The sequence below is a fragment of the Streptomyces shenzhenensis genome, assembly GCF_003688995.1.
Lineage (GTDB): Bacteria > Actinomycetota > Actinomycetes > Streptomycetales > Streptomycetaceae > Streptomyces > Streptomyces shenzhenensis_A.
This window is the reverse complement of sequence record NZ_PENI01000008.1, coordinates 251,447-276,919: the sequence shown is the minus strand read 5'-3', so window position 1 is coordinate 276,919 and position 25,473 is coordinate 251,447. Positions and strand designations below refer to the sequence as shown.

The window sequence follows — 25,473 nt, the reverse complement described above, 5'->3', positions numbered from 1 at the left end:
GTGCGCCGAGAGCAACGCCTGGACCGTCGTTTTAATGTACCGTTTGGTCTAGCAAACTGGGGGCAGCAGTCCTCGTGCCTGCTCTCCCCCCGCCGGGCGACAGCCGGCTGGAGCAGGCACGAAGGCTGCGGTCCCGTCGACGCGCTGTCATGTCAGGGGAGAGAAACACATGCCACGCCCACCGGGCCACGGACCCGATTTCCAGGTCAGACGCGAGAAGATCATCGACACTGCTGCGGAGATGTTCGCCCGCCAGGGATACGCCGCGACATCCGTGAACGACCTGGGCCGTGCGGTCGGTCTCGCCAAGGGTGCCCTGTACTACTACATCGGCTCCAAGGAAAACCTGCTCATCGAGATCCAGTCGCGCGTGATGCGGCCGCTGCTGTCCCGAGCACGGGAGATCGCCGGGCTCGACGAGGATCCTCTGCTGCGGCTGCGGCTGCTGTCCGAGTCGCTGCTGACGATCATCTTCCGCAGGCTCGACCATATCTGGGTCTACGAGCACGACTACCGCAGCCTCAGCGGAGATGAACTGCAGACGCTGCTCGGCCAGCGCTCCGACTTCGAGCAGTTGGTGTCCACACTCCTCATGGAAGCCGTCGAGCGCGGCACGTTCCAGCCGTTCGAACCGCGGCTGGCCACGCTCCAGTTCCTCAACCTCCACAACCACACCTACCAGTGGGTGCGGCCGGACGGGCCGTGGGATCCGGCGTTCCTGTCCCGCCAGTACTGCGCCACCCTCTTCCGGGGATTCGGCGCGGCCGAAGGGACCCTGCCGGATGTCGAGAAGCGGGCCGCCGCGTTCAAGCGTGACCGGCCCGAGCTTCCGCTCGACCCCGAGGCCGTATGGGAAAGCGTCCCTGTCGGGGGCTGAGCCGCGTCCGCGGTGCGCGGCAGCGCACCGCGGACACCCGTCCGCTCCGGGCCTCATGCCCGCTTGACCAGAGCCTTCGCGATGACGTTGCGCTGGATCTCGTTCGTGCCCTCGCCGATCTCCAGGATCTTGGCATCGGCGTAGAACCGGGAGATCTCCGATTCCCGTATGTAGCCGTAACCACCGTGGATCTGTACAGCCTCGGAGGCGGCGCGATGGGCGGCCTCGGAAGCGTACAGCTTGGCCATCGCGGCCTCCGTGGCGTGCGGGCGGCCCTGATCGGCGAGCCATGCCGCGCGGTAGACCAGCCAGCGAGCTGCCTCGAACCCGGTGCCGATGTCGGCGATCTTGTGCGCGACCGCCTGGAAGTCCGCCAGTGGCCGGCCGAACTGGTGCCGCTCCGTGGCGTGCTTCACGGCCAGCGCCAGCGCTGCCTTCGCCAGCGACAGGCCCAGCGCGGCCACGCTGATCCGTCCCTTGTCCAGTACGGCGAGGAACTGGCGCAGCCCGCCGCCCTCCTCACCGATCAGATGGTCTTCAGGGATCCAGCAGTCCTCGAAGACCAGCTCCCGGGTGTCCATGGCGTGCCAGCCGAGCTTCTTCAGCTTCCGGCCGCAGGTGTATCCGGGCGTGTCGGTCGGCACGTAGAACGTCGCGTACCGCTTGCGCCCGTCGTCGTCCCGGCCCGTCGCGGCCAGCAGCGTGACGCCCCGGCTGATGTCGGTCCCGGCGTTGGTGATGAACATCTTGGTGCCGTTGATGACCCAGCCGTTCTCCGACCGCCGGGCAGTGGTGGCGATTCCGGCCGCGTCGGAGCCGGCCTCCGGTTCGGTCAACCCGAACGCGCCCATGGCCTCGCCCCGCGCCAACGGTGCCAGCCAGCGTTGCTTCTGCTCCTCCGTGCCGTACGCAAGCAGGGGCAGCGAGCCGATGGTGGAGTGCGCGTTCCATGACGAGGCGACCGACTGGTCGGCGGCGCCGAGTTCCTCCATCACCGCCACGTACGAGACCATGTCGGATCCCGCGCCGCCGTATTCCTCCGGTACGAGCATGCCCATCAGACCGAGCTCGCCCAGCTTGGTGAAGATGTGGGTCGGGAACTCCTCGCGCTCGGACCACGCGGCCGCGTGCGGGGTGATCTCCCGGGCCGCGAAATCGCGGACCATGTCCTGCAGCGCCCTGGTCTCCTCAGGCAGGTCGAAATCCATGTCACAGTCCCTTCGGGGTGAGCAGAACCTTGAGGTGACGGGCCCGGTCGGCAGTCAGGTCCGCGAAGACCCCGGCCCCCTCCGCCAGCGAGAACCGCCCCGTGAGCAGGGCCCCGGCGTCCAGGCGGCCGGTGCTCATCAGGTCGATGACGCGTGGGATGTCGAAGTTGTAGCCGAGCGTGCCGAGCACAGCGCGCTCGTAGAACACCAGCTGTCCCAAGTCGAACCGGACGCTGCCGTGGCCCACCCCGGCCAGGACGACACGCCCGCCGCGACGGACCGTCGCAACGGCCTGCTCCGCCAGCGCCGGCACCCCGGTCGCGTCGATCACCGCGTCCGGGCCGACGCGGCCGGTACGCAGAAACACCTCACGCCGTACATCGGATTCGAGCGGGTCGAATGCCTCCGTGACACCGCTTTCGAGGAGCTTCTCCCGGCGTTCCGCCAGCGGCTCGCTCACGAACAGCCCGGCCGCTCCGGCCAGCCGGGCCGCGAGCACGACGGCGAAGCCGATGGGACCGCCGCCCAGGACCAGAACGTTGTCGCCGGCCCGCACACCGGCCCGGGTCACCGCATGCAGGCCCACGGCCAAGGGCTCGGCCAGCGCGGCCATCTCGTCCGTCACGTTGTCCGGCAGCCGGGTCAGCCCGGCGAGCGGGACGGTGACCCGCTCGGCGAACGCGCCGGAGGACGCCAGTCCCACCGATCCGCTCCGGGGGCAGATGTGGTACTCGCCGCGGGCACACCAGTAGCAGACGCCGCACCGCCAGACCGGATCCGCGGTCACCCGGTCACCGACGGCGATGCCCGGGACCTCGCCCCCCAGTGCGACCACGGTGCCGCTGAACTCGTGTCCCAGAGCGAGCGGAGGACTCGCTCCGGTCAACGGGTGCGGTTCGGAACGGATCATGTGCGGGCCCTCGAGAAACTCGTGCAGGTCAGTGCCGCACACTCCGCACCAGGACACCTCCACCACGGCCTCGTGCGCCCTCGGGGCCGGCGGATCGGGTACCTCCTCCAGCCGCAGATCGCGTGCACCGTGCCAGCGCAGCGCCTTCACGTCGTGCGTCCCTCCGTGTCGTGGTCCGTCTCGGCGCCCTCCCGTGCGGGCCCGTCGAATCTCGCCTTTCCCGGGCCCTGTTCGAGGAAGGAACGGATTCCCGTGGCCGCGTCCGCCGTGCCGAAGACCTGCGTGAACAAGGACCGCTCCAGTGCGAGCCCGGTCGAGATACCGGTGTCGCCGCCGTGGTCCACCGCCTCCTTGATCGCCTCCAGGGCTGCGGCAGGCCCCGCAGCGAGCCGCCTCGCATAGGCACAGGCAGCGGTGTGCACCGAGTCCGCCGCAACGACCTCGTCCACCAGCCCGATCCGGAGCGCCTCCTCGGCGCCTACGCTGCGGCCGGTCATCAGCAGGTTCTTCGTCCGGGCCGGGCCGATCAGGCGCGTCAGGCGCTGGGTGCCGCCGGAGCCCGGCATGATGCCGAGCCGCACCTCCGGCTGGCCCAGCACCGCGTCCTGTGCCGCCACCCGGTAATCGGCGCACAGGGCCAGCTCCAGCCCCCCGCCCAGCGCATACCCTGTGACCGCCGCGACCACGGGCATCGGCAGGCGTGCCACCTCGTCGAACGTGCGCTGCAACGCCCGGTTCCAGCCCCGCACCTCCGCGGGCCCCATGGCCGCGAGCGCCTTGATGTCCGCGCCGGCCGCGAAGAGCAGCTCACCGCCGTAGAGCACCACGGCCCGTACCTCACGGGAATCCGCCAGCCGGCGGACACACGCGGCCAGTTCCTCCCGCTGCCGGGAGTCGAACGCGTTCATCGGCGGATTGTCCAGGCGGAGCGTGACGACCGGTCCGTCGGTGTCGAGCCGGATGCGTGGCACGGAGTCCTCCCCTTCCTCGAACTGAATGGGCGCCGCACGACGGTTGTCGGTGGGGCGCGGTGCATCGTAAAGTGCGGCTAGGTTTTATAGACCAATGGGTACACTAAAACTCTGTAGCGGGCAACCGACCGGTCGGAACACTTCCCGATCACCGAACGAGAGAGTCGCCGTGCACAATTTCGCGAGCATCCTCGACTACCACTCGGCCCAAAGGCCCGGCTCCGTAGCCGTCGTGCAGGACGAACGACAACTGACCGTCCGCGAACTGCACGAGCGGGTCAACCAGTTGGCGGCGGGCCTGGCCGAGCTGGGCGTCTGTCGTGGCGACATCGTGGGGCTCCTGCTGTACAACAGGCCGGAGTTCCTGGAACTGGTGTACGCCGTCAACCGGATCGGTGCGGTTTTCCTGCCGCTGAACTACCGGCTGTCCGAAGAGGAGTGGCAGTACATCCTGGGCCACGCCCGCGTGAAGGTCCTCGTCACGGAGCCCGAGCTCGTCGGCTCGGTGGACCGGATCGCCGCAGGGCTGACCGACCTGGACCATCGGATCCAGGTGGACGGCGACTCCCTCGATGCGCCGTGGACCGGTTACGAGGACCTGCTGGCACGGCACCCGTGCGCCGGAGTACAGCCCGTCGAGGTCGCGTCGGATGATCTGCAGCGGCTGATGTACACCTCAGGCACCACCTCACGGCCCAAGGGCGTGTGCATCACGCACGGTAATGTGCAGGCGAAGAACCTGGCGCACATTGTCCACTTCGGCCTGACGGCGGCGGACACCACGCTGGTCTGCGGTCCTCTCTACCACGTCGGCGGCCTTGACATGCCGGCACTCGGGGTGCTGTACGCGGGCGGAAAGGTGGTGCTCCAGCGCAGGTTCGACCCCACGGGTGCGCTGCGCGCGATCCAGGAGCACCGTGTGACCAACGTGTGGCTGGCGCCCGCCATGGTCAACGCGGTTCTGGAGGTCCCGGACCGCGAGCGCTACGACACCTCCTCGGTCCGCTTCGTCCTGGGTGGCGGCGAGAAGACCCCGGAACCGGTGCTGCGGCGCATCATGACTGCTTTCCCCAACGCCTGGTTCGCCGACGCCTACGGACTCACGGAGACGGTGTCGGGCGACACGTTCCTCGACCGTGAGCACGCGCTGTCCAAGCTCGGCTCGGTCGGCCGCCCGGTGCCCCACACCCGGGTCAGGATCATCGACGACACCGGCAAGGAGGTTCCGGAGGGCGGGCTCGGCGAGATCACGCTCCGCGGCCCCAAAGTGTTCCCCGGCTACTGGCAGGACGAAAGAGCCACCACCGCGGCCCTGCGGGACGGCTGGTTCCACACGGGTGACATCGGGCACGTCGACGAGGATGGCTTCCTCTACATCGACGACCGGAAGAAAGACATGATCGTCTCGGGCGGCGAGAACATCGCCACACCCGAGGTCGAGCGCGTGCTGTACGAGCACCCCGCCGTGCTGGAGGCCGCGGTCGTCGGTCTGCCGCATCCACGGTGGGGCGAAGTACCCCGTGCTTTCGTCGTGTTCCGGCCAGGGGTCAGCGCCGGGGCCGAGGAACTGCGCGAGTTCTGCCGCGCCCGACTGGCCAAGTTCAAGGTGCCGGCCCGCTTCGAGGTCGTCGACGAACTGCCCCGCACCCCCTCGGGGAAAGTCCTCAAACGCACGCTGCGCGACATCCCCACGTTGGAGCAGGCATGACTGATGTGAACGCCGCGCTGCGGCTCGACGGGAAGACCGCCTGGGTCACGGGCGCGGGCAAGGGCCTCGGCCGGGCCATCGCCGTCGCTCTGTCCCAGGCCGGGGCGACGGTCGCCGTCACCGCACGTACGTCCGGTGACCTGGACACGCTTGATTCCCAACTCGCCGGGCACGGGGGAAAGGTGTTGGTGCTGCCCGGCTCCGTCGCCGACTCCGCCACCGTGCGAGCCACGGTCGCGCGCATCACCGAGGAGACCGGGCGCCTGGACGCGGTCGTCAACTGCGCGGGCATCAGCCCTCATTTCACCCGCAGCGAGCACGTCACCGACGACGACTGGCGCCAGGTGCTGGATGTCAACCTCCAGGGCACCTTCTACTGTTGCCGCGAGGCAGGCCGGGTGATGCTGGAGCAGCGTTTCGGCTCGATCGTGAATGTCTCCTCGGTGCACGCGCGTACCGGATTCGAGCGGATCGCCGCGTACGCCGCCGGCAAGGGGGGCGTCGAGGCGCTCAGCCGGGCACTCGCCGTGGAATGGGCCGACCGCGGGGTCCGTGTGAACACCTTGGCGCCCGGCTACTTCCGCACCGACCTCAGCTCGGGGTTGCTCGACAGCCGGTGGGGCGAACGCATCCTGCGTGGTATCCCCCTGGGCCGCGTGGGCGACGCCGACGAGCTGGGAGGCGCGGCGGTCTTTCTGGCCTCGGACGCTTCTCGCTTCGTCACGGGGACGACTCTCACCGTGGACGGCGGGTGGACCGCCTGGTGAAGGAGAGCCCGGTGGACGACGCCGCGGCCCCGTTCAGACTCCCCGACCCGTCAGGTCCCTCATGCCCAGGGACCGTCGGGGTCGACACGGTGCGGGTGACCGCCCGTCGACTTCTTCCTGCTCGCGACCAGGCCGCCGAGCGCGCCCAGGGACACCAGGCCCATCATGCCGGCGCCCACATACCGGTCCACGCCGTCCATGGCGACGTACATGCCCGCAGCCGCAGCTCCGTTGAACAGGAAAAGGAACCAGAGCGTGCCCGGCCGCCCCAAGAACGCCTTGATCCTCGGTTTCTGCGCGATCCTCGAGCCGGCGATGAGGGCGACCACTCCCCCGCCATAAGTGGCGAGGTTCTGCTGAGTGTTGTCGTCGAAGATCTGCTTGGCCGCACCGCTGAGGGCGAGGCCGACGACGAAGAGCGACCAGAGGAACAAGTTGACGAAGAACGATTTCACTTGGGAGAAGACCGAGATCACGGGAGTTTCCTTCGGGTGATGGTCAGATCGACGAGGAAGGGAACCCCCTCGTTGTCACCGACGATCCCGGCATCCGTCCACCACCACGAGGGAACGTGCTCCCGAAAGCATGGTGTAGCCGGCTACACCATGGGATGGGACCTGCTTGTGGTGTAGACGGCTGCACCGGTGACTGTCGCTGCCACTCCGGTTCGTGGAGACGAGCTCTCACCCCTTGGGCTGCGAGTATGGCGTGGCGGGGCGCTCAGTCAGCATGCCCTGGCCTTGACGACGCGGGGAATGAGGTGGTGGTGAAATGTGTCTGGGATCCGCTCAGTTGCTGCCGGTCAGTGCGACGCTGGCGTGGGTTCTCGCGGTTCTGTTGGTGGCCGCCGTGCTGACCGCGGTGCTTTTCCATCTGTCGCCGGATGACACGAACAGCCGCGCTTGGCAGATACTTTCCGCTGGTCTGCGTGGAGCGGTCCAGCTGGCCGTGGTGTCGGCCGTCATCGGGTGGGTGGTGCGATCCGTGATCGCGCTGCCCGTGTTCGTCCTGGTGATGTATGGCGTGGCGGTGCGGACTGCGGGCAGGCGGATCACTGCGGACCGTACGTGGTGGTGGGCAGCGCTTCCGATAGGCGGTGCCGCCGGGCCGGTTCTGTTGCTCCTTGTGGGAACCGGCCTGCTGCCCGTGCAGGGGATCGCGGTCATCCCGGTGGCCGGCATTCTGATCGGCGGTGCGCTGACCGCGACCGTGCTCGCCGGGCGGCAGGGCCTTGCGGAGCTGCGTTCGCGGCATGGCGAGGTCGAAGCCGCCATGGCCCTGGGGATGCTGGACCGGGATGCGCGTCTGGAGATCGCCAGGCCGGCTGCCTCGGAGGCACTGGTCCCAGGTCTGGACCAGACCCGCACCGTGGGGTTGGTGACGCTTCCGGGTGCTTTCGTCGGGATGCTTCTCGGCGGTGCCGACCCGGTCGCCGCTGGAGCGGTGCAACTGTTCGTTCTCGTAGCCCTGTTGGCTGTGCAGGCGGTTGCGGTGTCGCTGACGCTGGAGTTGCTGGCACGCGGTTTGATCACCGGATCCGACCAGGCACGGAGCAACGGTGCCGGGGCGAAACCGGACACCTCAGCTCCGCGGAAATGGGTCCCGAGGCCGCTCCGTTCCCGTCGGGTACGGGAAGCTGCCCGGTCTCACTCGTCACCTTGAGCGTGTGCTCGTCTCGTTCGGTGGTGTTTCCTGCCGGCCTCGGCGCCGTGGAGCCGAACGCCGAGGCCAACAGGGGGTTACTCGCTAGCCGAGGTCCTTCTGGAGTACCGACAGGACTCCGCGGGCAGCTGTGGGGCCGGTGTTGAGGTAGAAGACGTCGTCGTCGACGGGGACCGCGGTCTTGTTCGTCACGGCCTGGAGAGTCGGCCAGAGGGGAGCCTTGACGAGTGCGGTCGCCTTCGCGTCCCCGCCCTGGACGCCGTAGAAGAGCCAGTCGGCATCCGCACGGTCGAGCTGCTCATTGCTGATGTCCTCGGACGTATCGTCGAATTGCTGGCTCTGGGGGCGACCCAGGCCGGCGTCTTCAGCGATGCTGCCGGTGAAGGACGGCACCCCGAAGACCCGGAGCCTGTCGCCGTTCATCCGCAGGAAGGAGACGGTGACCGGCTTCTTCAACTGCTTGCCCAGAGCTGCGGCGTCGGCATGGAAGTCGTCCAGGAAACGCTGCGCCTGCTGCGTCTTGCCGACGGCGTCGGCCAGGAGAAGGAAGTCCTGCTTCCAGTACAGGCCCGTCCCCTGGGTGGCGACGGTGGGCGCGAGGTTGCTGAGCGAGGTGTAGAGGCTCTTGGCATCCTTGCCGGCGGTGTTCATGAGAATCAGGTCCGGCTTGATGTTGGCGACGGCCTCCAGGTTCGGCTCGAAGCGCGAACCGACGTCTGCCACTGCCGCGATCTGCTCGGCGTCCTCGGAGAAGGCAGCTGTCAGGTAGGCCGGTATGAGGTCGGCCCCCTCCCCGCGCGTGGAACCCACGGGGACGATGCCGAGAGTGAGCAGGGCGTCCGCCTGACCGGTGGAGATGACGACGACCTTCTTGGGGGCCGTCTTCAGGGTGGTCTTCCCCTCGAAGTGTGCGACGGTCCGGGGGAACTCGCCGTCCTTCTTGCCGCTGCCCATCCCTGCGGGAACGGACCGGGGAGCCGTGTGTGTCGTGGCCGCAGGGGTGTCAGCACTGCTCTTTGCGGCAGCCGGGGCGTCCGACGAGTCGGTGGTGGAGCAGCCGGTGAGCAGAACGAGGGCGCTCAGAGCGGCAGCCGAGATGAGCCGCGCAAGCGCCGGCTGGTTGAATCTTGCCATGAAAGGTAGCTTAGGCTTGCCTTACTAACAGGCCGGGTTCGGACGGCAGTGCGCTGTGTCACACCGGGTGCGCGCAGCGCCCCACCACAGAAGTGAAGAGAACGCCAAAGTGATGATGTTGTCCGGGTCGGCACACACACGGCCGCCCGATCCCGCGGTGCCGGCAACCAGGCGCAGCATCCGAGGACACCATGGGCGGCGCACCGTGGGATGGTTCGTGTGTCTGCTTGCCGTGGCCCTGCTCGCGCTGGTCAGTCTCGGGGTCGGCTCCCGCAGCATTCCCCTCGACACGGTGTGGAGCGTTCTCACGGGCCGCGGCAGCGCCGCGGAGCGGGCCATCATCTGGCAGTTGCGCATACCGCGCACGCTTCTGGCCTGTGTTGTCGGCAGCGCCTTGGGCGTCGCCGGTGTGGTGATGCAGTCCGTCATCCGCAATCCGCTGGCGGAACCCGGTCTCGTCGGTGTGAACGCGGGAGCGTCCTTCGCCGTCGTCCTGGCGATCTCACTGTTCGGAGTCACCGAGACATCCGGATACATCTGGTTCGCCTTCGTCGGCGCCATTCTGTCCGCACTCGCCGTCTATGGGCTCACGTCACGTAGCCAGTTCACAGGGCAGCACACACGGCTGGTCCTGGCCGGGGCGGCCATGTCGGCCACCCTTGGTGCTCTCACCGGCATTCTCACGATGTTCGACACGAACGCCTTTGACTCCTACCGGTTCTGGGTGGTCGGCGCACTGGAGAACCGGGGTACGCCCGCATTGACTGTCGCGGTTCCCTTCATAGCAGTCGGAATCGGCATCGCGCTGCCCCTCGGGCCGGCGTTCAACGCCCTGGCACTCGGTGACGAGACGGGCTCCGCGCTGGGGCTGCGCACCGGCTTGGTGCGTGCTGCGGCCTTCACCTCGATCATGCTGCTGTGCGGCGCCGCCACCGCGGCCGCCGGTCCGATCGCGTTCGTCGGGCTGGTCGTCCCGCATGCCCTCCAGTTGGTCCTCGGTCCGGACATCCGCTGGCTGCTGGCCTACGCGGTACCGGCAGGCGCCGCACTCGTCCTCGCGAGCGACATCACGGGACGCGTGGTGGCACGACCGGGCGAGATCGAGGCAGGCATCGTGACGGCCTTCATCGGTGCGCCGGTCCTCATGTGGCTGGTCAACAAGCGCAAGGCGGTCCGCCTGTGAGCCGTCACGGCACACCCACCGAGGCATACTCTGTCCTGCGCCTGCCGTACGGCGGGTCGTTGCGGTGGCCCCGCAGAACAGGCTGGGTGGGGCTGACAGCAATCGGCGCCTGCCTCGCGCTGTGCGCGCTGGGCCTCTTCACCGGGACCTACCACATCACTGCCGCCGAAGTGATGGACGTGCTCGGCGGAGGCGGGAACGACACCGACCGCTTCATCGTGCTCGGGCAGCGGATGGCACGCCTGTCCGCCGCCCTGGTGGTCGGCGCGGCACTGGGCCTGGCCGGCTCCCTGTTCCAGAGCCTGTCCCGCAATCCGTTGGGCAGCCCGGACATCATCGGCTTCACCACCGGTTCCACCACGGGCGCCCTCACCGTCCTCCTCGTCGGCGGCGGCGCCACCGGACTCGGGGCGGGAGGCGGAGCCCTGCTGGGCGGCCTGGCAACCGCTGTGCTGGTCCAGCTCATGTCCACGCTGCGCGGGGCGTCGGGCGGCAGCCGGCTGATCATCACGGGGATCGCGGTCGGGGCGATGCTGTCGTCGGTGAACGACTTTCTCCTCACACGTGCGGACATCGAATCGGCTGAGAGCGCCAAGGCGTGGACATTCGGCAGTCTCAACGCCATCACGTGGACCCAAGTCGCGCCGGCAGCCCTGCTGTTTCCCCTCCTTCTCGGCGCGAGCGCACTTGTGGCCAGGCCACTGCAGATGACCGGGATGGGGGACGAGACGGCGGCCGGACTCGGTGTCCGGGTCGAACGCGTCCGCACCGCGGCCCTCCTGATCGGGGTGGCGCTGACCGGCATGGCCATCGCCACCGCCGGGCCCATCGGGTTCCTGGCGCTCGCGGCTCCCCAACTGGCGCGCCGTGCCGCGCGGGTACCGGGGATCCCCGTGGGAACCGCGGCCCTCGTGGGGGCCGTACTGCTGTGCACCGCTGACTTCCTGGCCCAACGCCTGCTGGCACCCTTCCAGATCCCGGTGGGACTGGTGACCGGAGCACTCGGCGGCCTCTACCTGATGTGGCTGTTGTGGCGCCAGAAGTGACAAGTGTCGGGGTGCAGTGCAGTCGGACGGGCCGGTACGCCGTCGCGTACCTGTGCCGAGACACCGAGGGAGGCCTTGGCCGCCCCGGCCGACGGCGATCGCATGCAATGTGCCGCCTGCGACACGCCCCCGCCCGCACCGGTCACCCGCGCCCCCTTCGCGCCCAACTCGATTGTGTTTCACGGCTGTTGCCAAGGCGATGCCAGTACGTCAGAGGTCTTCACGAGATCCACATCGGGGGCATAGATTCCCGTCGGCCCGAACATCCATTCAAGTCGAGGGAATCCTTTGACACTCCATCCGTCCGGAAGAGGGCGCCGCCTGCTCGTCCTCGCGGCCGCCCTCCTGGTCACCGCGGCGACCCCGCACCTGACCGCCTCCGCTGACACCTCTCCGACCGGTGACGCATCAGGCACGACCCGCGCCCCTGACAACGTTGCCGCGTCCGTCGTCACCCTGATCACCGGCGACAAGGTCACCGTCACCCCTGACGCGAGCGGCGGCCCCGGCACCCTCACCGTGCAGGGGCCCGACGGCGAGCCCACCGGTGCCCGGGTACTCACCGTGGGCGGCGACACCTACGTCTACCCCGAGTCCGCCCGCCCCTATCTGGCGTCCGGCGCCCTGGACGACCGGCTCTTCGACATCACCCGGCTCGTGGCCGACGGCTACGACGACGCCGCGCAGCAGCGCCTGCCCCTCATCGTCACGTACGGCGGCAAGGACGCCCCGGCGGCCATGCTGCGCAAGCGGGCCGTCGCCATGCCCGGCGACGTCACCGGCGTCCGCCCCCTCACCAGCGTCAACGGGGTCGCCCTCGCCGCGGACCGCGACGACTCCGGCGCCCTCTGGAGGTCGCTCACCGCGACCCGTCCCTCCGCCGCCGAGAAGCCGGCAGGCGACGCGTCCTTCGCAGGCGGTGTCGCCAAGGTATGGCTCGACGGCCGGGCCGAGGCCACCCTCGCCGACTCGGTCGCCCAGATCGGGGCGCCCGAGGTCTGGCAGGGCGGCAACACCGGCCAGGGCGTCGACGTGGCCGTGCTCGACACCGGCTACGACCAGGACCACCCGGACCTCACGGACGCCGTCGAGGGCAGCGCCAGTTTCGTCCCCGGCGAGGACGTCACCGACCGCAACGGCCACGGCACGCACGTCGCCTCCACCATCGCCGGCAGCGGCGCCGCCTCCGGTGGCACGGAGAAGGGTGTGGCCCCCGGCGTGGACCTGCACGTCGGCAAGGTGCTGTCCGACGCGGGGTACGGATACGACTCCTGGATCCTCGCGGGCATGGAGTGGGCCGCCCGCGACGTCCACGCCCGGGTCATCAGCATGAGCCTGGGCAGCAGCCAGTACGCCGACGGCCAGACCGTCCTGGCCCGGGCCGTGGACGAACTCAGCGCGGAGACCGGCACCCTGTTCACCATCGCGGCCGGCAACGACGGTCCATACGCGCAGACCGTCCGGTCGCCCGGTACCGCCGACGCCGCACTGACCGTCGGCGCGGTCGACTCCTCCGACGCCATCGCCGATTTCTCCAGTCGGGGCCCCCGCTACGGCGACGACGCACTCAAGCCGGAGATCACCGCGCCCGGCGTCGGCATCGTGGCCGCCCGCTCGCAGTACATGACCCGGGGCTCCGGCCCGTACATCAGCCTGAACGGCACTTCCATGGCCACGCCGCACGTGGCCGGCGTCGCCGCCCTGGTGGCCGCCGCCCACCCGGACTGGACCGGCAGCCGCCTCAAGGACGCCCTGGTCAGCACCGTGAAGGCCACCCCGGAGATTACGGCGGACGACGGCGGCAACGGCCGGGTCGACGCCGCGCGGGCGGCCACCGCAAACCTCACGGCCACCGGCACCCTGGACGCCGGCATCCACTCGCCCGGCGAGGACGAGGGGACCGTGGTGAAGACCGCGACCTGGACCAACACCGGCGACCAGGCCGTCACGGTGGATCTCGCGGTGGACGCGCCCGGCGTACCCGCCGGTGTCTTCACCGTCTCCGACGGACGCCTGCACGTCCCCGCGCACGGCACGGCGAGCGCCACCGTCACCATCGACCCGGGCAGGGCGGGCGACCTCCAGCGCCGGACCGGCCGGCTGACGGCGTCCGCCGACGGCCGGGTGCTCACCCGGACCCTGCTCGGTGTCAGCACCCGCCAGCAGCTGTTCCACGTCCGCAGCACGATCACCGGCCGCTCCGGCGAACCCGTCCAGGGCGCCCTCACCTTCTTCCGCGAGGGCGACGAGTACGCGGGCTACTACCTCTTCGACGGCGGCAAGTCCGACGAACTGCTGCCGCCCGGCCGCTACACCGTCTACGCGGACTTCCGGGTGACGGGCACCCACGGCGCGGCCTCGGCCGGTTATGCCCGCGTGGTCCTGCCGCAGGTGGACATCACCGGCACCACCGACCTGGTCTTCGACGGCACGAAGCTGCGGGAGATCTCCGCGGTCACCCCGGAGAAGAGCGAGAACTTCGCCCGGCGCCTGGACTACTACCGCGCGTTCGACGACGGCACCTCCGTCCTCGACAGCACCCTGATCGGCGACGGCTGGGACAGCATGTGGACGGCGCCGACACCGCGCGTCCGCAACGGCGAGCAGTACCTGACCGCCCGCTGGCGCAATCAGGAGCCGCTGCTGACGGTGACCTCCGGCACGCAGAACTTCGACGACCTGTGGATCATGCCCGGTTCGGCGAAACTCCCCGAGGACGACTACGACCTCGACCTCATCCACCCCGGTGACGGTCTCGACGAGGACTACGCGGGCGTGGACGCGGCCGGCAAGGCGGCCGTCGTGCCCTGGGACTCCGACGACGAGGACACCGCAGACGACCAGATCAGGGCCGCGCAGAAGGCCGGTGTGAAACTGCTGCTGTTCGTCAACGACCTCGACGGACGGCTGCGCCAGCCGATCATCAGGTCCGCCATCGAGGTGGTGGGCCTGTCCCGCACCGAGGGCGAGAAGCTCATCGCACGCGTCGACGCCACCGGGAGCGTGCCGCTGCGGGCGGTCTCGCGCCCCGACACGGACTACCTCTACGACCTGGTCCGCACCTGGAAGGACCGCATACCCACGGACCTCGTGTACGCCCCGGGGACCGCCCAACTCGCCCGTGTGGAGACCTCGTTCCGCAATCCCGCCGGCCGCGAGGTGTACGAGAACCGCTACGACGTGCACCCCTGGACCGGCTACCGGGTGGGCACCAACCGGCTCAGCACCGCCGGCGCCCACCGCACCGACTACGTCACCGCCGACAACGCCTTCTCGTGGGTCGAGGAGGGCGAACTCCAGCTGATGTCCTACAGCGCGTCCGCGCCGGTCCGGTACCCGGCGGGACGGACCACCGACGTCGAATGGTTCGGGCCCGTCGTACGCCCCCGTATCAACAGCGGGGTGGCGGCCCCGGTCCGCACGGGCGACGAGATCGACGTGACCCTGCCCGCCTGGGGCGACTCCGGCGGCGATCACGTCAACTGGACCCCCTTCGGCAGCGCCGACACCACCCAGCAGACCCGGCTCTACCGTGACGGAACCCTGGTCGCCGAGGGCGGCGCCGGGCTGAACACCGCGGTCCCCGCGCAGCGGGCCGGCTACCGGCTCGTCCACGAGGCGACGCGCACCGCCACGGCCGCCTTCCCCTACTCGACCGCCACCCGCACCGAGTGGACCTTCGCCTCGGCCCGCCCCCGCGGCAAGGCGGACGGCGAGCAACTGCCGCTCGTCCAGGTCGACTACGCCCTGCCCACGTCCGACGACGGCAAGGCGGCAGCCGACGCCACCCTGCTGGTCACACCGGTCCACCTCGACGGCGGACCGCACGCGGCGCTGCGCACCAGCAAGGTCCAACTGTCCTACGACGACGGCGCCACCTGGACCACGGCGCGACTCCACCACAAGAGCGACGGCACGGTGAGCGTCGCCCTGAACGCACCCGCCTCGGCCGAGTACCTCACGCTGCGCGTGCACGCCGCCGACAGCCGTGGCAACACCGTCACGCAGACCGTCGTACGTGCCGCGGGAATCACCGAATGACCCGACCCTGACGGCAAACCGCCCGGCGGCCTGGTCATGGCCGCCGGGCGATCCGCAGGCCCCGGACATGGCCCACGGCCGCGTATCGTGATCACACCATGTCACGCAAGGATCGAGGATGCCCAGGAATCTGGCAGAGCTCGCCCGGGCAGCTCTGACGGCCGGCCACGCACAGGGCGCCGGCACGGCCCACGTCGCCGATACGTGTGTACGCGACGGCCTCGGCTTCGCCCTGCTCTTCCACCGGCGCAAGGATGGCCACTTCGCCGAGGAACTCTACTTCTCGACGCGAATCGACGACGAGTCCTGGACGGCAGCAGACCACCTCTCCGGGGGTGTCATGGGAATCGATCCGACCAGCGCCCTGGAATGCGCAGGCATTCTGAACGGCAGATCTCTGGTGCCGTTCGGCGAGTCGGAGACGGCACTGTTCACCGGCCGGCCTCAGGCCGACGACGGATACGAACTGCTCCGCTTCTACGAGTTGCTCGTGGAAGCGGAAGCCAGCCATCTGGCCGTCGATGACACCTCACCAGAGGCTGACCCCGCGCGCGGCCGGATCCATAAGTCACTCATCTCCCAGGTCGCGCTCGTCGCCCTCTTCCCCGGCGAGCGCCTCACCGTTCGCCCGGTGGTGCGGAAAGGAACCAAGTCGTACCCGCTGGGCGAGCCGTACGAGCTGACGGGGCCTGACAGTTGAGGGCTCATCGCTGACGAGCCCGGCGTACTGACTCGGCTGTGCGGTCCTGGGGGCCGCGGGGCTGCCCGAAAAGGCAATCCGTACTGCCCTTCCCTGACGGGTCCGGGCCTGGACGCGCGCCGGTCCCCCGTCGGACGCTGGAACGGGGCGTCGTCGGAGCGTCGTCCGGCATTCTGCTATTTCGCGGGGAGCGGCAGATGGGCTTTCACGAGCAGGGGCACGACGGCGAGCACGCGCACGACGAATCGTTCAAGGCGGCCAGGAAGGGCAAGTCCGAGGAGTTCTCGGAGGCGTCCGGCGGGTGGTCTTCCGACGCCTCCGCTCAGCCGTCGGCGGAGCTTCCCCACCTGCTTGCGGCAGCCGCCACCGGCCGTACGGATGTGCTCGGCCGCGCCGGAGTGACCAGCCTGCAACGGACGGTCGGCAATACCGCTGTCCGCTCGGCGCTCCAGCGGAATCCCGAGGAGGCCGAAGCGGAGCCTGTGGAGCGGGGCGTGCGGCGTTCCGGCGTCCACGAGGTGCTCACGTCCGGCGGCGGACAGCCCCTGGACACCGACACCCGTACGGACATGGAGGCCAGGCTCGGCGCCGACTTCTCGTCCGTGAGGGTGCATACCGGTTCGTCGGCACACGAGTCGGCGAAGGAGGTCGGCGCCCACGCCTATACGGTCGGCGACAACGTCGTGTTCCAGCGGGACAGTTACGATCCGTCCTCTCATCGAGGCCGGGTCACGCTCGCCCATGAGCTGACCCATGTGATCCAGCAGCGCTCCGGCCCGGTGGACGGTACGGAGGCTCCCGGCGGGATCCGGGTGAGCGATCCGTCGGACCGCTTCGAGCAGGAGGCGTCGGCCAACGCGGAGCGAGTCATGTCCGCCCCCGCTCCGTCCCCCGATTCGCCCGACCCGGCCATCGGCTCGTCCGTCCCGGTGTCCGCGGAGACCTCCTCGGCGGCACCGCCCGCCACCGCCGCTCCGGTGCAGCGTCAGGCCGAGGACGAGGACGAGGAACCGGCGGACGTGCAGGGGGCGTTCGTGCAACGGGCCGCGGAGGACACGGCGGAGGACGAGGAGGAGTCCGCGCCGGAGGGGTGACCGCGCCCCGTGACCGAGCCGTGCGCCCGGTCAGCCATTGGACTGCGCGGCCGCACCGATCTTGCCGCCCAGGAAGAGTGACTCGGAGCACTGGGACGGCGCCGGGGCCCCGACCGGACGTCCCACCCGTCGGCAGTTGACGGAGACGGTGATCCTGCCCGCGGACCGCACCTCGATGGGGGTCACGAAGTGGTAGTCGGAGTCCCGGAAGTTCTCCAGCGCCAGCGTGAGCAGCGGTCCGTCGTCGCTGGAGACGACCAACGTGCCCGCGTCGCCCTGCGGGTTCTGGATGACGATGTCGGTCAGTTCGAAGGTCCTGCCGGCGGGCACCTCGTAGGCGGTGCGCCGGGTGGCACCGCCGCCCACCGCGTCCCGCACCTGCACCCGGGCGCTCTTCGGTGTCCCGGACCCACCGGGTTCCCCGGTCGCGGAACTGCCCGGGGACGCGGACGCGTCGCCACCGGAGCCGGCCGAGCCCGCGTCCGCCCCCGCCGTCCCACCGCTGCCGGTTCCTCCTTCCCCTTGACCGCTGCTCCCCGTGCCGCCCGTTCCGCCCGGGTCCGGGTTCCCTTCCCGGAGTGCGGACTCGACGGCCTGCGGAGTGATCGCCTCGCGAGCGGCCGACCGCACCGTGGGCCGCAGCACCGAGTACCAGAGCCCGACCAGCGCCGCCGCCACCAGCACCGCCACGACCAGGGCGCGGGGCAGCCAGCGGGGCAGGATGGGCTGCTGCTCGTAGGAGCCGTCGAGGACCACCGGCTGGTACGGGTCCTGCCCCTCCGCCACCCGTGGTGTCACCGCCACCTGGAACGGGTGGGTGATCGGCGTGCCGCGCCACAGCCGTTTGGCGGGGCGCACCGTCAGGGTGGTGAACTTGGCCTGGCCCGGCGGCACTTCCAGTTCGGCCGGGCCGAACATCAGCCGTGACCGTTCGGTGGCGCCCCGAGCGGCCAGGTCGACCGTGACAGGCGTGTTGCCCCTGCTGTCGACGGCCACTTTGTGCCGCCCGCGCCAGGGGCTGTTCGAGCCGGGCGGCACCAGCTCCGCGGTGACCTCCGTGAACGTCCCTACGGTCACAGTGCGTTCGAGAACGACTGTCTCGCTGTGCTCGCTCGTCGGCACCACGCGCAGCCCGAGCGGTGTCTCTCCGGGACTCACCTGCGAGGTACGCGGCGGACGCAGGGTGAGGACGGCGGTGCCGGACGCGCCCGGGTAGAGCGACAGACTCTCCGGTTCCACCGTGGTCCAGCCGGCGCACGGCCCCACCACCTCGAACCTGCACTCCTCAACGGTGGTACCGGAGTTGAGCACCCGCACCGGTAGTTCTGCCTCGCCCCCGGGCTCAACGGTGACGGAAGACTCGTCCACGCTCGCCGAAACAGTCATGCGGCGCACCGTAGTGTCCGGTGTGACATACGGTCACCGGCCACACAGGAACACTTTCGGGCAATCCCGCTGCCCCTTGAGACACCGCCAATTCCCTTTGGGAATCCCGGGCATTACCGTGGTTACTCGGTAAAGGGAGACCCATGTGAATGAAATGTGAGGACCTGTGCCCCTGATCTTCCCATATTTCATCGGAGCTCTCCCGCAGTCGCCCGAGGGGAGAGAGCGACGTGCTACAGACGAACGGAGATCGCATCACGGTGGCGCTGCGCGCCCAGGACCCGGTGTCGCAGGCCGGAGTGTCCAGTCAGTTACGCGCCCGCCCGGAAGTCGAGGTCATCAACTGGGATGAACGGAACGGGACGGATACACCGCAGGTGGTGGTCGTCGTCCTCGACGTTCTCGACGATGTCGCGCTACGGGTGTTGCGTCAGATCCAGCGGACCAGTACCGCGCGGGGGGTACTGGTCACCACCCACATCGACGAGCAGCAACTGGTGAACGCGGCCGAGTGCGGGTTCGTCGGCGTCGTCCGCCGCGCCGAGGCGACCCCGGAACGCCTGGTCAAGGTGATCGGCTCGGTCGCGAGGGGCGAGGGCCGGGTCCCGCCCGACCTCCTCGGCAGCCTGCTCCAACAGGTCGGACGGTTGCAGGGGCAGGTGCTCACACCCCACGGGCTGCACCTCACCGGATTCACCGCCCGCGAACTCGAGGTCCTGCGACTGGTCGCGGAGGGATACGACACCGCTGACATCGCGGTGAAACTGTCCTACTCGGAACGGACCATCAAGAACGTCCTGCACTCCGTCATGACCCGGCTGAATCTGCGCAACCGGTCCCACGCGGTGGCGTACGCCCTGCGCCAGGGCCTGATTTGAGTACGTCCTCACAGCGCCGTTTCGGCACCGCTAGGGTCTTTCGTTTGGATCAGGCCGGATCAGGGAGCGGGGTCTGGTGCCGTGGATCGCAAGGCGGAGGAGGGCGGCAGGGCGGAGCCCTGACAACCGACGACAACGCCGCGAGGCGCGGTGCCAGGGCCCGCGAGCCCGGCATGATCCAAACGAGAGGCCCTAGGTGCCCCATGGGGCAGCCGGTCCTTCCCGAAGGACTGGCTCGCCCCCCGCTGCGTCGCACACGGACGGGCCGCGATGGTGGGCATCCGAGTCGCCGATCGTGACCGTGGGGTGTTCCGTGGGTTCTGTACGGGGGTTCGTGCACGGCGTACGAGGGTCACTGCCCCCTGCACTCGGAGTCCGGCGCCGCGGCCTGCCGCGCCGGCCCGCCGCCACCCTGCCTCGTCTCTTCCCTGTCGGCGTGCTGACCACCGTACTGCTCCTGGTGGTTGTCACGGGTGTCACCGGTGTCGCGGGGGGTGCGCCGGCCGCTGTCCCGCAGTCGGCGGTCACCCCGGCCGTGGTGGACGAGTCACTCGACCCGGGCGGCTCCCTCACGGTGGGCAAACAGGTCAGCACGCCTGTGGTGCCGCCGCGGCCGGACATCGTGCTGCTCGTGGACGGCACCGGCAGCATGGACACCACCATCGAGGGGGTCCAGCGGGACCTGGGAACCATCACGGACCGGGTCCGCCAGGAACAGCCCGACTCGCGCTTCGCCGTGGCGACGTACGGCGACCAGGAAGTGGACGGAGCACGGGTCTTCACGGTGCTCCAGGAACTCACGGACGACCTGGCGGCCGTACGGACGGGTGTCGACGGCCTCGACGCCACCCGCGGTGGTTTCAGCCCGGGACCCGCGGAGGACTGGATCAACGCGCTGTGGGAGATCGGCAACGGGGCGGCAGGAGCCTTCCGCGAGGGTGCGAGCCCGGTCGTGGTCCTCGTCGGCGACGCGTCCAGCCACGACCCCAGCATGGGTCACACGCTCGCCGACGCCGTCAACGCCCTGCAGAACGTGGGTGCTCGGGTCATCGGGGTCGATGTGGAGACGGTTCTGGGCGACGGTCTGAACGGCAACGGCGACAACGGCAACGGCCCCGACCAGAACCGGGAGCCGACCCACGATCCCGATCAGGCCACGAAGGTGGTCGAGGCCACGGGCGGCCGGCTCTTCCAGGACACCGACCCGGACCAGGTGGCCGACACGATCGTCGCGGGGCTGACCAATCTGCCCACCACCGTCGGCCACCAGACGGTCGGCTGCGATCCGGCGCTCACCGTCACCCTGAGTCCCGCCAGCCGGCAGGTGACCAGCGGGGAGGTCGCCGCCTTCGAGGAGACGATCACGGTGGCGGACGACGCTCCGCAGGGCATGACCCTGAGCTGCACCGTCCAGTTCCTGCTCGACGGCAAGGCACCGGGTGGGGACGCGCCCGTCGACGTCACGCCCGCCCGCGGGTTCCGCGGCCAGCGGATCACCCCCGGCGAACCGTCCTCCGCCGGCGGGGCCGACTCCCGCAGCGGCTCCGACACGGGCGGTGAACCTCCTTCCGGAGGGGAGGAATCGGCGTCCGGAACCATTCCCGGTGACGTCGGTGACATCGGTGACGTGGCGGGTGGCACGGACGGCGGCGGGGACGGAGGGCTGGTCGGCGGAGCGGTCAGTGGCGCGGCGGGTGGATCCGGCGACTGCGGGGGCGGAGCCGTCGCCGGGCTCACGGTCGGCGGCATCGGCGGCGACAGCTCCGGCGGCGGGCTCATCGCCGGACTGCTCGGCGGTCTCATCGGCGGCTCCACCGGCTGCGGAGACGCGGGGAGCGGCGGCGAGACGAACGGTGCCTCGTCGGTGAGCGGCTCGTCCGACGGCGGTACGGCGGACGGCGGATCGGTCACCGGATCGGTCGGTGGACCGGCTGGCGACGACGGTACCGGCGGTGCCACGGCCGGCGCCGGCGGGAACCGGAACGATGGCGGGGACCGGACAGGCGGGCAGAACAGCAACGGAAACGACGGTGGCGATGACGGAGGTGGCCGTGTCGGCGCCGCCGCCGTCCCCGAGGACTATCAGCAGCACATCACCATCACCGTCAACGACGTGACCGCGCCGGTCGTCACCGTCGTCGACCGCACCGTGGAAGCCACCGGTGGCAACGGCGCGGTCATCGACTTCACCGCCACCGCCGAGGACGCGGTCGACGGCACACTGCCCGTCACCTGCGACCCCGCGTCCGGATCGCGCTTCCCCGTCGGCACCACCCGGGTCACCTGCACCGCGACCGACTCGTCCGGCAACACGGGCACCGGCACAGCCACCTTCACGGTCACCCCGGCCCCCGTGCCGAACGAGGCGGACCTCGCCGTCCAGGCCGCCGTGTCACCCGCCACCGGCTACACGGGACTGACGACACGAGCCGACTTCGTACTCACGAACGCGGGGCCGAGGACAGCGCGGAACGTCGTCCTCACCACCGCCTGGCCCGGTGTGCGCGACCCCGGCGACCGTACGCTGTCATCGCCGTCGAACTGCACCCGCGCCAGGCCCTGCACCATCGCGCCGGGCAGCCGCGTCGTCGTCACCCAGACCGCGGTCCACGACACCGCCGTACGCGGTGAGGTCCGCGCCTCGGTCACCGGTTCACCCCGCGACCCACGGCGGGCGAACAACACCGCCACCGCCCCCCTACGCGTCCTGCAGCCGAAACTGACCGTCACCCCCACAGTGGCCAGGCCCGGCGACGTGGTGCTCGCCCGCGGCGAGGACTTCCCGCCCGGCCGCACGATCGCGCTCACCTGGAGCCGGGGCATCACCGCGGCACAGTCGACCGTACGGGTCGGCCGGGACGGTGCCTTCGAGGCACAGGTGCCGGTCCTGCGCAAGGACCAGCTGGGCCCGCGTGTGCTCCGCGCCCGGGTGCCGGCGCTGGACCGGCTGCATCGCCCGGAGGAGGACGTACTGATCGTGCAACGCAGCCTCCAGCCGCCGGACTTCGCGGGCCGGAGGTGAGGGGCGAGCCATGATCCACGAGGTCGACGAGGCGCTGCGCACGATGTTCCGCACCGACGCCCTGGCGGGCGGCCAGGTGGCGGTGGTCTTCGACGCCCCCACCCGCGACTGGGCCGCCAAGGTCAACGCCCCCACCGTCAACCTGTACCTGTACGACATCCGCGAGGACATGCGCCGCCGTGAGCGCGGCCTGCTCAACGAGTACGACGAGCAGGGCGCGATCGTGTCCAGGCGCCGCCCGCCCCGGTTCTTCAAGCTGTCGTATCTCATCACCGCCTGGACCAGACGCCCGGAGGACGAACACCGTCTGCTCTCGTCGCTCCTCTCCTGCCTCCTCCGGTACGAGGCGCTGCCCGCCGGACAACTCACCGGCACACTGGGGGAGATCGGTGTGTCCGTCCCCATGACGGTCGCGCTGCCGCCGCCCGAGGACCGGTCGTTCGCCGACGTATGGAGCGCGCTGGGCGGCGAACTCAAGCCGTCGCTCGACCTGGTGGTCAGCGTGCCGGTCACCGAGTCCCCGGTCTACCCGGCGGGCCCGCAGGTGGGCGAGGAAGGGGTGCAGCTCGGCTTCGGCGAGGTGCCCCCGGCCGAGCCGCCGTCCACCGCGTCGGCTCAGCGGACACCGGCCGGCGCGAACCTGCCGGTGTACGGGGCGCGCAGGGGCGGCATCGCGTCGCGCGTGGCGGAAGAACGAGCGGAATGACGGCCCTCACCGGCCCGGCGGCATCGGCCGCCTCGGACGGGAGCCTGCGCCACCTCCTCGACCGCGCGATGCTCGTCGAGCAACGCGTACGGCGGGCGGTCCATGCCCGGCAGCTCACGGATCCGGCGCCCGACGACGCCTTCCGCGGCCTGTACCTGAGCGACGAGACGATCCACCGTCTGCTGGACGCGGGCCCCCGTATGTTCGCCGTCACCGCTCCCGACAGCACGGACGCCGGCTTGCTGGCGGAGGCGGAGTCACGCGCCGACGCGGCGGAGGCGGCGAGCCGTCCCACCCGACTCCGGGCCCTCGCCCACGACTTCCGCCTCTCGCCGCTGGACGTCGAGATCCTGCTGATCGCCCTCCTCCCGGACCTGGACGACCGCTTCGAACAGTTCTACGGCTATCTCAACGACGATGTCACCCGCCGCCGCCCCACCACGGGGCTCGCCCTGGGTCTGTGCGGCCTGTCGCCTGCCGACGCGGCGGCCCGTAACCGGCTGTCCCCGCAGGCCCCGCTCCGTGCGGGCGGCCTCCTGCTGGTGGAGGAACCGGACCGCCCTTTCCTGGCCCGCGCCCTCCGCGTCCCCGACCGGGTCACCGCCCACCTCCTGGGTGACGACACCGCGGATCCGCGCATAGTGGAGCTGTTGGTGCCGCGGCAGGGCGCACCCGCCGTCGAAGCCGGTGCCGGGACCGGTGTGGGGACCGGTGCCGGTCCCGGCGTGGCGCCCGGTGCCGACCTGGGCGTCGGTGACCCGGCTCCGCTGGCCCGCGCGCTGGCCACCGGTGTCTCGCTCGCGTATCTCCGTGAGGAACAGGGCGGCGCGGGCTCGGCACTCGCCGCTGCCGCCGTGGCCCGCGCGGGCCATGGTGTGCTGGCCGTCGACCTGGACCGCGTGGCCCGTGACGTGAACCCCGCGGAGGCGATACGGATCCTGACCCGTGAGGCACGACTCACGTCGTCGGGGCTGGTGTGCGCCCCGCTGGACGCTCTGACCCGGGAGCCGGACAGGATCGACGTCGTCCGCGCGGTGACGGACGTTCCGGTCCCTACGGTTCTGGTCGGCAGAGTCCCGTGGGACGCGGCATGGTCGGCCCGGCCGCCCCTGCTCCTGCACGCCCCGCGGGTGGAGCCCACGTCGCGGGCGGCGCTCTGGACGACGGCGTACCCGGAACCCGTCCCACCGGACCTGGACGTGACGCACGTCCTGTCCCCCTTCCTCCTCACCCCCGACCAGATCGCCCGCGCGGCCCGCGCCGCGGCCCAGACCGCGACGCTGGACGGCGACGCCCTGCGCCCTCACCACATCCGCGCCGGCGCCCGCTCCCAGAACGCGGCCGGGCTCGACCGGCTGGCCCGCCGTACGGAACCGGCGGTGACCTGGCGGGACCTGGTCCTTCCCCCGGACACGCACGCCCAGCTCCGCGAGCTCGCGGCCCGGGCCCGCCACCGGGACCGGGTGCTGGGCGAATGGGGCATGCGACCGGGCGGCGGCCGGGGCAGAGGCGTGACGGCCCTGTTCGCGGGCGACTCGGGCACCGGCAAGACGATGTCGGCCGAAGTGATCGCCGCGGACCTGGGTCTTGACCTCTACACGGTCGACTTGGCGACGGTCATCGACAAGTACGTGGGCGAGATGGAGAAGAACCTGGAGCGCATCTTCTCCGAAGCGGCGGGAATCAACGGCGTGCTGCTCTTCGACGAGGCCGACGCGATCTTCGGCAAGCGTTCGGAGGTCAGGGACGCGCACGACCGCTATGCGAATGTCGAGAGCGCGTATCTCCTCCAGCGCATGGAGACCTTCGACGGTTTGGCCGTCCTGGCCACCAACCTCCGGGCCAACCTGGACGACGCGTTCACCCGCCGCCTGGATCTGGTCATCGACTTCCCCCTCCCCGACACCGCCCAGCGCCGGGCCCTCTGGGACCGCTGTCTGGCCCCGATCCTGCCCGGCACCACGGACCTGGACCTGGACTTCTGCGCGGAGTCCTTCGAACTGTCGGGCGGCAACATCCGCTCGGTGGCGGTGACGGCCGCGTACCTCTCCGCGGACTCGGGCAGCCCGGTGACGATGGCGAACCTGATCCACGCGATCCAAAGGGAGTACCAGAAACTGGGCCGCCTGACATTGGCCTCGGAGTTCGGACCGTATGTGTCCCTGCTGGTGTGAGACCGG

The 25,473-nt window shown here is 70.3% G+C and carries 19 protein-coding genes; 13 read left to right on the top strand and 6 right to left on the bottom strand.

Going from position 1 to position 25,473, the window contains the following annotated elements; all coding sequences use genetic code 11:
• Window positions 1-169 precede the first annotated feature (169 nt).
• Window positions 170-877 carry a TetR/AcrR family transcriptional regulator gene (locus tag CTZ28_RS16130; RefSeq protein WP_121890088.1) on the top strand — a complete coding sequence of 236 codons (708 nt, stop codon included), beginning with the start codon at window positions 170-172 and terminating at the stop codon, window positions 875-877.
• A 53-nt stretch (window positions 878-930) separates the two neighbouring features.
• Here the strand turns inward: CTZ28_RS16130 and CTZ28_RS16125 are convergent, their stop codons facing one another.
• From CTZ28_RS16125 to CTZ28_RS16115, 3 genes are read right to left on the bottom strand one after another with little or no spacing between them, the layout of a single operon-like run.
• On the bottom strand, window positions 931-2,085 hold the full coding sequence (locus tag CTZ28_RS16125; RefSeq protein ID WP_121890087.1) for an acyl-CoA dehydrogenase family protein: 1,155 nt from the start codon (window positions 2,083-2,085) through the stop codon (window positions 931-933).
• 1 nt (window position 2,086) lies between these two features.
• Window positions 2,087-3,145, bottom strand: a complete 1,059-nt coding sequence (locus CTZ28_RS16120; protein ID WP_121890086.1) for an alcohol dehydrogenase catalytic domain-containing protein — start codon at window positions 3,143-3,145, stop codon at window positions 2,087-2,089.
• Entirely contained in the window at window positions 3,142-3,966 is an 825-nt protein-coding gene (locus tag CTZ28_RS16115; protein WP_121890085.1) for an enoyl-CoA hydratase/isomerase family protein, read from the bottom strand. The genes CTZ28_RS16120 and CTZ28_RS16115 overlap by 4 nt, the downstream gene beginning before the upstream one ends.
• Before the next feature lie 169 nt (window positions 3,967-4,135).
• Here CTZ28_RS16115 and CTZ28_RS16110 point away from each other — a divergent pair, with 169 nt between their 5' ends.
• Together CTZ28_RS16110 and CTZ28_RS16105 are read left to right on the top strand one after the other, a co-directional pair.
• Window positions 4,136-5,674, top strand: coding sequence for an acyl-CoA synthetase (locus CTZ28_RS16110; protein ID WP_121890084.1), 1,539 nt, complete (start codon window positions 4,136-4,138; stop codon window positions 5,672-5,674).
• On the top strand, window positions 5,671-6,441 hold the full coding sequence (locus CTZ28_RS16105) for an SDR family NAD(P)-dependent oxidoreductase (protein WP_121890083.1): 771 nt from the start codon (window positions 5,671-5,673) through the stop codon (window positions 6,439-6,441). Before CTZ28_RS16110 ends, CTZ28_RS16105 begins: the two co-directional genes overlap by 4 nt.
• A gap of 59 nt (window positions 6,442-6,500) precedes the next feature.
• On the opposite strand, the gene CTZ28_RS16100 is transcribed toward CTZ28_RS16105, so the two are convergent.
• Window positions 6,501-6,917: a hypothetical protein gene (locus tag CTZ28_RS16100; RefSeq protein WP_121890082.1), complete on the bottom strand. Its 417-nt coding sequence runs from the start codon at window positions 6,915-6,917 to the stop codon at window positions 6,501-6,503.
• Window positions 6,918-7,212: 295 nt separating this feature from the next.
• Here CTZ28_RS16100 and CTZ28_RS16095 point away from each other — a divergent pair, with 295 nt between their 5' ends.
• Complete coding sequence (locus CTZ28_RS16095) at window positions 7,213-8,103, top strand: ABC transporter permease (protein WP_121890081.1); 891 nt, start codon at window positions 7,213-7,215, stop codon at window positions 8,101-8,103.
• An 84-nt stretch (window positions 8,104-8,187) separates the two neighbouring features.
• Here the strand turns inward: CTZ28_RS16095 and CTZ28_RS16090 are convergent, their stop codons facing one another.
• Complete coding sequence (locus tag CTZ28_RS16090) at window positions 8,188-9,237, bottom strand: ABC transporter substrate-binding protein (protein WP_121890080.1); 1,050 nt, start codon at window positions 9,235-9,237, stop codon at window positions 8,188-8,190.
• Between the two features lie 205 nt (window positions 9,238-9,442).
• Here CTZ28_RS16090 and CTZ28_RS16085 point away from each other — a divergent pair, with 205 nt between their 5' ends.
• From CTZ28_RS16085 to CTZ28_RS16065, 5 genes are all read left to right on the top strand, one after another.
• Window positions 9,443-10,420 (top strand): FecCD family ABC transporter permease, encoded by a 978-nt coding sequence (locus tag CTZ28_RS16085; RefSeq protein ID WP_259471643.1) that lies wholly within the window; start codon window positions 9,443-9,445, stop codon window positions 10,418-10,420.
• Between the two features lie 86 nt (window positions 10,421-10,506).
• Window positions 10,507-11,466, top strand: coding sequence for a FecCD family ABC transporter permease (locus tag CTZ28_RS16080; RefSeq protein WP_259471642.1), 960 nt, complete (start codon window positions 10,507-10,509; stop codon window positions 11,464-11,466).
• A gap of 288 nt (window positions 11,467-11,754) precedes the next feature.
• Entirely contained in the window at window positions 11,755-15,507 is a 3,753-nt protein-coding gene (locus CTZ28_RS16075; protein WP_121890078.1) for a S8 family serine peptidase, read from the top strand.
• 118 nt (window positions 15,508-15,625) lie between these two features.
• Window positions 15,626-16,207, top strand: coding sequence for a hypothetical protein (locus CTZ28_RS16070; RefSeq protein WP_121890077.1), 582 nt, complete (start codon window positions 15,626-15,628; stop codon window positions 16,205-16,207).
• 197 nt (window positions 16,208-16,404) lie between these two features.
• Window positions 16,405-17,301: an eCIS core domain-containing protein gene (locus CTZ28_RS16065; protein ID WP_121890076.1), complete on the top strand. Its 897-nt coding sequence runs from the start codon at window positions 16,405-16,407 to the stop codon at window positions 17,299-17,301.
• A gap of 30 nt (window positions 17,302-17,331) precedes the next feature.
• Here the strand turns inward: CTZ28_RS16065 and CTZ28_RS16060 are convergent, their stop codons facing one another.
• Window positions 17,332-18,687 (bottom strand): COG1470 family protein, encoded by a 1,356-nt coding sequence (locus CTZ28_RS16060; RefSeq protein WP_183154416.1) that lies wholly within the window; start codon window positions 18,685-18,687, stop codon window positions 17,332-17,334.
• A gap of 230 nt (window positions 18,688-18,917) precedes the next feature.
• Between CTZ28_RS16060 and CTZ28_RS16055 the strand changes: the two genes are divergently transcribed.
• The 4 genes from CTZ28_RS16055 to CTZ28_RS16035 all read left to right on the top strand — a co-directional run bounded on the left by CTZ28_RS16055 (window position 18,918) and on the right by CTZ28_RS16035 (window position 25,467).
• Window positions 18,918-19,565 (top strand): helix-turn-helix transcriptional regulator, encoded by a 648-nt coding sequence (locus tag CTZ28_RS16055; protein ID WP_121890074.1) that lies wholly within the window; start codon window positions 18,918-18,920, stop codon window positions 19,563-19,565.
• A 436-nt stretch (window positions 19,566-20,001) separates the two neighbouring features.
• Entirely contained in the window at window positions 20,002-22,587 is a 2,586-nt protein-coding gene (locus CTZ28_RS16045) for an HYR domain-containing protein (protein WP_259471641.1), read from the top strand.
• A gap of 10 nt (window positions 22,588-22,597) precedes the next feature.
• A complete protein-coding gene (locus CTZ28_RS16040) occupies window positions 22,598-23,293 on the top strand; it encodes a Pvc16 family protein (RefSeq protein ID WP_121890072.1) in 696 nt (231 codons plus the stop codon).
• Window positions 23,290-25,467: an AAA family ATPase gene (locus CTZ28_RS16035; RefSeq protein WP_121890071.1), complete on the top strand. Its 2,178-nt coding sequence runs from the start codon at window positions 23,290-23,292 to the stop codon at window positions 25,465-25,467. Before CTZ28_RS16040 ends, CTZ28_RS16035 begins: the two co-directional genes overlap by 4 nt.
• The last annotated feature ends 6 nt before the right edge of the window (window positions 25,468-25,473 follow it).

Coding starts and splice junctions, on each gene's coding strand:
- CTZ28_RS16090 (WP_121890080.1), bottom strand. CDS start 9,237: ATGGCAAGATTCAACCAGCCGGCGCTTGCGCGGCTCATCTCGGCTGCC.
- CTZ28_RS16040 (WP_121890072.1), top strand. CDS start 22,598: ATGATCCACGAGGTCGACGAGGCGCTGCGCACGATGTTCCGCACCGAC.
- CTZ28_RS16125 (WP_121890087.1), bottom strand. CDS start 2,085: ATGGATTTCGACCTGCCTGAGGAGACCAGGGCGCTGCAGGACATGGTC.
- CTZ28_RS16095 (WP_121890081.1), top strand. CDS start 7,213: ATGTGTCTGGGATCCGCTCAGTTGCTGCCGGTCAGTGCGACGCTGGCG.
- CTZ28_RS16105 (WP_121890083.1), top strand. CDS start 5,671: ATGACTGATGTGAACGCCGCGCTGCGGCTCGACGGGAAGACCGCCTGG.
- CTZ28_RS16130 (WP_121890088.1), top strand. CDS start 170: ATGCCACGCCCACCGGGCCACGGACCCGATTTCCAGGTCAGACGCGAG.
- CTZ28_RS16070 (WP_121890077.1), top strand. CDS start 15,626: ATGCCCAGGAATCTGGCAGAGCTCGCCCGGGCAGCTCTGACGGCCGGC.
- CTZ28_RS16035 (WP_121890071.1), top strand. CDS start 23,290: ATGACGGCCCTCACCGGCCCGGCGGCATCGGCCGCCTCGGACGGGAGC.
- CTZ28_RS16060 (WP_183154416.1), bottom strand. CDS start 18,687: ATGACTGTTTCGGCGAGCGTGGACGAGTCTTCCGTCACCGTTGAGCCC.
- CTZ28_RS16065 (WP_121890076.1), top strand. CDS start 16,405: ATGGGCTTTCACGAGCAGGGGCACGACGGCGAGCACGCGCACGACGAA.